Consider the following 7268-nt stretch of genomic DNA (forward strand, 5'->3'; position numbering starts at 1 on the left):
GGTCGCTGTAGGGCCTGTTCTCGAACACGTGTTTTTCCATGCCAATCCGCAGGTGCTGCACAGCGCAACGGGTTGAGATCGAATTATTGTTCAGATTGTTCGCTCTATCACGCCCCTACGCTCGTGATAGCATCCCCGCTTATGAAGTTTCCAGGAAGATTTACCAGCGGTTTGCTCGTGCTGTTCAGCAGCGTAGCGGCCCTGGCGCAAAGTGAATTGGACGTCAGGATCAAACCGTCCAACGATGAACTGAAGGCCAATATAGAGGGCTATATCGGCAGCCTMGGCGATCGCGATGAGGATGCCTTGTTGCGCTTTCGTCGTGGCGCCGAAGAGCAGGCCCGCAAGGCCGCCCAGGCCTTGGGTTACTACCAGCCCCATATAGAAAGCGAAGTCAAAAACGGAAAGTCGCCAACATTGGTGTTGAACATCGACCCCGGCGAACCGGTGCATTTGCGCAACGTGACCATTCGTGTCGACGGCCCGGCCGCCAGCCTCAAATCCTTTCGTGTACCCAAGAGYGACTTGCTCAAATCCGGTGCTGTGCTTAATCACGGCCATTACGAAGACGCCAAGCGGCTGATCCAGAATCAGGCTTCGCGCTTCGGCTTTTTCAGCGGGCGCTTTACCAGCCAGAAACTGTTGGTCGACCCTCGGGCCGGTGTTGCGGACATCGAACTGATTTACGACAGTGGCCCGCGTTATGCCTTGGGCAAAGTCAATTTTACCGGCGATACGCCGTTCGACGAAGACCTGCTGCAACGTATGGTGCCGTTCAAGAGCGGGGCGCCGTATGACTCCGAACTGATCGCTGAACTCAATCAGGCGTTGCAATCGAGCGGCTACTTCGACGCGGTGCGGGTGGATGCCGCGCCGACCGCGGCGGCCAACGATGTGATTCCGGTGGCGGTCAAACTCGACACGCGCAAACCACGCACCATGGGCCTGGGTCTGGGCTTTTCGACGGACGTCGGGCCACGGGCCAAGGCCAACTGGACCCGGCACTGGGTCAACGCTGAAGGCCACAGTTATGGCTGGGAAGCGGAAGTCTCGGCGCCACGGCAGAACGTCGGCCTCTGGTACGACGTGCCACTGGACCCGCCACTCACCGACAAACTGCGCTTTGCCGGTGGTTATCAAAATGAAGAACTGGCCAACACCGACAGCCTGAGCAAATTGCTGACCGTAGGCCCTGAATGGCACAGCAAATTGCCCAGCGGCTGGCAGCGGGTGATCTCGTTGAAATGGCAGCGCGAGGAGTATCGCCTGGGCGACGATTCGGGCCTGAGTACCTTGTTGATGCCCGGCATCAGTTATTCCTATCTGCGCAGTGACAACCGCATCGACCCGCACAACGGTTACCGCTTGCAGTTCGAGAGCAAGGTGGCCAAGCAAGGGTTGGGTTCGGACAATAACGTGGTGTATGGCACTGCATTGGTCAAAGGCATCACCACGGTGTGGGACAATCATCGGTTCCTCGCTCGTGCACAGTTAGGTGGCAGTGCCACCAATGGTTATCAAACCATTCCGCCATCATTGCGCTTCTTCGCCGGTGGCGATCAGAGCGTGCCGTGCGCTGGGTTTCGCCGGTCGGGCCGATCCGCCTCGACCTGGCCCATGCGCTGGATGATCCCGGTGGTATTCGTTTGCACTTTTCCATGGGGCCTGAGCTGTGAAGCGTGGTTTGAAAATAGCGCTGCTGGCGATGCTCTCGCTGGTGGCGTTGCTGTTGCTGAGCATCGGCGCCTTGCTCGGTACACAAGCGGGCAGCCGTTGGACGCTGGGCCAGGTGCCGGGTTTGAGCGTGGAGAATTTCCAGGGTCGCCTGGGCGGCCAATGGAGTGCCGATCACTTGCTCTGGCAGCAAACGGGCAGTCGGGTCGAGCTGAACAAGCCATTGTTCGCCTGGTCGCCACTGTGCCTGCTGCGCATGACCCTGTGCATCGAGCAATTGAAGGCTGAGCAAGTCATGCTGCAATTTGCCTCGAGCAGCGAAGCCAGCAGCGGGCCGATCAGCCTGCCCGAGTTGAAATTGCCGGTGGCGATCCAGTTGGGCGAGGTGCAGATCGGCAGCCTGTTGCTCAACGGCAGCGAGCAGCTCAAAGACCTGCAACTGGCCGCGCACTGGACGGCCAAGGGCTTGCAGATCGACTCCGTACATCTGCAACGCGACGACCTCAGCCTGGATTTGTCCGGGCTGCTGCAACCAACCGGCAACTGRCCGCTCAGCGCCGAAGGCAAGCTGACCTTGCCGGCACCGGGTAAAGCACCGTGGGCGCTGGCGCTGAAAGTCGACGGCGATTTGTTGAAAACCCTGAACCTCAACGCCGACAGCAGCGGTTACCTGCAAGGTCAACTGACGGGTGAGTTGCAACCGCTGGTGGAAAACCTGCCGGCCAAGGTGCGGATTACCGCCGATGGCTTCAAGGCCAGCGCGGATTTGCCGGACACCTTGCAGCTCAATCAGCTGGAACTGACCGGCAACGGTGACCTGAAAAGCGGTTATCAGTTGCTCGGCAAAGCGACATTGCCAGCGGAGCAGGGCCCGGTCGCGTTGCTGCTGCAAGGCAAGGTCGACGCCAAAGGGGCGCAGATCGCCGGGCTTGATCTGAGCGCCAGCGACACGCAAAACCTCAAGCTGAGCGGGCAACTCGATTGGTCCGAGGGCCTCAGTGCCGAGGCGAAAATCGATTGGCTGGACTTCCCGTGGCATCGGTTGTACCCGCTGATCGGCGAACCCCAGGTGGCGCTGCGCAGCTTCAATGGTCAAGTGTCCTACCGCGACGGCAACTACCTGGGCAACTTCAAGGCGGCGCTGGATGGTCCGGCCGGAGCGTTCAGCCTGAGCAGTCCGTTCAGCGGCGACCTGACGAAAATCTTCCTGCCGGAATTCAAACTGGCGGCCGGGCAGGGCAAGGCCGAAGGGCATTTGAACCTGCAGTTCGCCGATGGCATTGCCTGGGATACTGCGCTGGATTTGTCGGCGATCAACCCGGCGTACTGGCTGGCGGAGCTGCCGGGGACCCTCGCCGGTCCGTTGCGCAGCAAGGGTGAAATGAAAAACGAACAACTGAGCCTCAACGCCGATCTCGACCTCAAGGGCAAGCTGCGCGGTCAGCCGGCCGTCTTGCAAGCCAAGGCCGATGGCGCGGGTGAGCGCTGGAACCTCAGCGCGCTGCACATTCGTCTGGGCGATAACCGCATCGATGGCAGCGGCAGTCTGCAACAGAAACTCGCCGGCCAGATCGACATCAAGGCACCACGTCTCGGCCAGCTCTGGCCGCAGTTGCGCGGTCAGCTCAACGGTCGGGTCGACGTCGCCGGCAACCTCAAGGCACCGCAAGGCAAACTCAGCCTGCAAGGCGTGCAGTTGGCGTTCGACGACAATCGCCTGCAAAGCCTGAACCTTGATGCGAGTCTCGACAGCGCGCAACGGGCGAAGATCGACCTCAAGGGCAGCGGCATTCAGGCCGGCGACACTCAACTGGGCACGCTGACCGCCAGCGGCCAGGGCGATATCAAAAACCAGAAGCTGCAACTGGACCTGCTAGGTCCGCAACTGAAACTGGCGCTGGGGCTGGATGGCAATCTGGATAAAGGCAATTGGCGCGGCCGTTTGGCCAGTGGCGACATTCAGGCTGGCGGCCAGGACTGGAAGCTGCAAAATCCGGCAAGAATCGAACGCCTGGCCGACGGCAAGCTGACCTTCGGCGCCCATTGCTGGATGTCCGGGCAGGCCAGCCTGTGCGGCGAAGACCAGCGGCTGATGCCCGAGCCGAAACTGCGTTACCACCTCAAGCAGTTTCCGATCGACAGCCTCGCGCAATGGCTGCCGAAAGATTTTGCCTGGCACGGCAAGCTCAATGCCGACGTGCAACTCGACCTGCCGGCCAGCGGCCCGAAAGGCCAGATCATGGTCGATGCCAGCGGCGGTACGCTGCGCATGAAGGAAAAGGATCAGTGGCTGGATTTCCCTTACCAGACGCTGAAACTGACCAGCACCCTGACCCCGAAACGCATCGACACGCAGCTCGACTTTACCGGTGGCAAGTTGGGCGAGCTGATGGTGCAGGCGCAGATCAATCCGCTGCCCAAGAACAAGCCCTTGAGCGGTTCGTTCCGTCTGAGCGGTCTGGACCTGTCGGTGGCGCGACCGTTTGTGCCGATGGTCGAGAAACTCACCGGGCGCTTGAATGGCAGCGGCAGTTTGTCGGGCGGGCTGCTGGCGCCGCAGGTCAATGGCAACCTGACCCTCAGCGACGGTGAAATCTCCGGGCCGCAATTGCCGACGCGTTTCGAGGCGTTGCAGCTTCAGGCGCAGATTACCGGCGAGAGCGTGCAGCTCAACGGCGGCTGGAAAAGCGGCAAGGCCGGGCAGGGCAGCTTGAGCGGGCATATTGCCTGGGGCCAGGCGTTGGTGGTGGACCTGAGCCTCAAAGGCACGCAACTGCCGGTCACGGTCGAGCCGTACGCCGTGCTGGAAGTGGCGCCGGACCTGAAAATCTCGGTCAACAACGACAAACTGGCGATTGTCGGCAAGGTGCAGGTGCCCAAGGGCGAGATCACCGTGCGTGAGTTGCCGCCGTCGACGGTCAAGGTCTCCGATGACACGGTGCTCGTCGGCCAACAGACCGAAGCGGGCAAACCGCCGATGGCCATGGCAATGGACATCGATGTGGCGGTCGGTGAGGACAAGCTCAGCTTTACCGGGTTCGGCCTGACGGCGAACCTGCAAGGTCATGTGCACATCGGTGACAACATGGACACCCGCGGCGAGCTCTGGCTCAACGATGGCCGTTATCGCGCATACGGCCAGCGCCTGACGGTACGGCGTGCGCGGCTGCTGTTCGCCGGGCCCATCGATCAGCCGTATCTGGACATCGAAGCGGTGCGCCAGACAGGCGACGTGATCGCCGGTATTCGCCTGAGCGGCAGCGCCGAGCAGCCGACCACGCAGATCTTCTCGGAGCCGGCGATGAGCCAGGAACAGGCGTTGTCCTATCTGGTGCTCGGGCGTCCGCTGAGCAGCAACGGCGAAGACAACAACATGCTCGCTCAAGCCGCACTGGGACTGGGCTTGATGGGCAGTTCCGATCTGACCGGCAGTCTGGCCAAGGATCTGGGCATCCAGGACTTCCAGCTCGACACCCAGGGCAGCGGCACCACCACCAGCGTGGTGGCCAGCGGCAACCTCTCCGAAAAACTCAGTTTGCGTTATGGCGTCGGCGTATTCGAACCGGCCAACACCATCGCCTTGCGCTACAAGCTGAGCAAAATGGTCTACCTGGAAGCCGCCAGCGGCATCGCCAGTTCGCTGGACATCTTCTACAAGCGGGATTTCTAAGCCCCCGTTCTTCCAAATACACCGAGTCGCTCTCATCGCGAGCAGGCTCGCTCCCACAACCCCATGGCATCACCGCCGCGCAGTTCAAAGTGCTGATCATCATGGCCCAGTTTGGTGTCGATACACCGGCCGAGCTGTGCCGGCACCTGTCACTGGACAGCGGTTMGATGACCCGCATGCTCGATCGTCTGGAACAGAAGGGTTTTCTTTCCCGCCAACGCAGCGAAGGCGACCGCCGTCAGGTGCAACTGGTGCTGACCGAAGAAGGCCAGAAACTGGCCGACCGCCTGCCGCACATCGGTGCCGAGGCGATGAACGAACTGGCAGGCGCCATCACGCCAGAAGAGTTGAAAACCCTGGAGCAGATACTGAAGAAAATTTTGCTGGCGGCCGGTGACTCGATCACCTTGCTGCGGGTAGGTGACAAATGAGCAGTAAATCCTTGCGCACTCGCGTCAGCCTGGTGCTGTTGGCCATGAGCCTGGCCGGGTGTGCCAGCTACAGCGGCCTGAACACCCAAGGCGTGAGCCTCGATGCGAAAAACCTCAAGGCCGGGCAGTCGCTCAACGGTGTCACCCTGTCGCCCGCGGCCTGGCCAAAAAGCGACTGGTGGAAAAGCCTTGGCGACCCGCAGCTCGACGRCCTGATTCGCGAAGCCCTGCACGACAGCCCGGACATGCAGATCGCCGACGCCCGGGCCCACCAGGCCAGCGCCGCTGCTTATGCCGCCGATGCCGCACGGATGCCGACTCTCGATGCCAGCGCCAGCGTCAGCCGCTCGCGTCTGGCGCGTGACAAGGACCCGACCGGAGCGGGCGGTAACTACGCCACGGTGCGCAGTATCGGCGCCAGCTTCAATTACACCTTCGACCTCTGGGGCGGTCAGCGTGCCAACTGGGAAGCGGCGCTGGGCCAGGCCCGCGCGGCTGAAGTCGATCAGCAAGCCGCACAGCTGACCTTGTCGGCCGATGTCGCCCGCGCCTACAGCAACCTGGGGCAGGCCCATATCGTTCATGACCTGGCTAAAGACGACCTCAAGCGCACCCGGCAAATGCTCGATCTGAGCAAGCGCCGGCTGAGCTCCGGTATCGACAGTCAATACCAGTACCAGCAAACCGAAAGCCTGGAAGCCAGTTCCGAAGCGACGTTGATCGACGCTGAAAAGACCCTGCAGAGCGCGAAAATCGCCCTGGCCGTGCTGCTCGGCAAAGGCCCGGATCGCGGTAATGAGATTGCCCGGCCGAAAATCCTTCAGGCCAGCGCCGTGGCGCTGCCGTCGACGTTGCCGGCTGAATTGCTCGGTCGTCRCCCGGACCTGATCGCCGCACGCTGGCGGGTCGAGGCGGCGAGCAAAAGCATCGACGCCGGCAAGACAAAGTTCTACCCGAACCTCAACCTGAGCGCAGCCGCCGGCACCGAATCGTTGTTGGGTGACGCCCTGTTCGGCTCGGCGAGTCGCTTCTTCAACATTATGCCCACCGTGTCGTTGCCGATCTTCGATGGCGGCCGCTTGCGCGCCAACCTCGATGCCCGCGACGCCGACTACGACCTCGCTGTCGCGCAGTACAACAAGACGCTGGTGAAGGCCTTGGGGGATGTCAGCGACGCGATTTCCCAGTTGCGTGACATCGGTCGGCAGATCGGTGCACAGCAACACGCCACCGACATTGCCCAGGATTCATACAACACGGTGGTCCAGCGTTACGGTTCCGGCATCGGTAACTACCTGGACGTGCTCAGCATCGAGCAGCAATTGCTCCAGGCCCAACGTCAGTTGGCGAACCTGAATGCCGAGCAGATCGATCTGTCGATTCAACTGATGCAGGCACTGGGCGGCGGGTTTCAAGCCGACACCCTGGCCGCGGCCAGCCCATCCCCAGCGCCTGCCACGCTGAATCAATAATTCAAGGTACTTGTCATGGCC

2 protein-coding genes and 3 pseudogenes are annotated in these 7268 nt (G+C 61.6%); all 5 read left to right on the plus strand.

Translation table 11 applies throughout. The features are described from left to right. Positions 1–76 (plus strand): annotated as a pseudogene (locus AC1DH9_RS24360) (GNAT family N-acetyltransferase); the annotation flags it as partial. 65 nt (positions 77–141) lie between these two features. Then, positions 142–1676 (plus strand): annotated as a pseudogene (locus AC1DH9_RS24365) (autotransporter assembly complex protein TamA). Continuing rightward, complete coding sequence (locus tag AC1DH9_RS24370; protein ID WP_477808920.1) at positions 1673–5344, plus strand: translocation/assembly module TamB domain-containing protein; 3672 nt, start codon at positions 1673–1675, stop codon at positions 5342–5344. Before AC1DH9_RS24365 ends, AC1DH9_RS24370 begins: the two are co-directional and overlap by 4 nt. 56 nt (positions 5345–5400) lie before the next feature. Next, positions 5401–5775: pseudogene (locus AC1DH9_RS24375) on the plus strand (MarR family winged helix-turn-helix transcriptional regulator); the annotation flags it as partial. Next, entirely contained in the window at positions 5772–7247 is a 1476-nt protein-coding gene (locus AC1DH9_RS24380; RefSeq protein ID WP_477808921.1) for an efflux transporter outer membrane subunit, read from the plus strand. The pseudogene AC1DH9_RS24375 and the gene AC1DH9_RS24380, both read left to right, overlap by 4 nt. Positions 7248–7268 lie beyond the last annotated feature (21 nt).

Source organism: Pseudomonas sp. 05T35 (assembly GCF_056396605.1).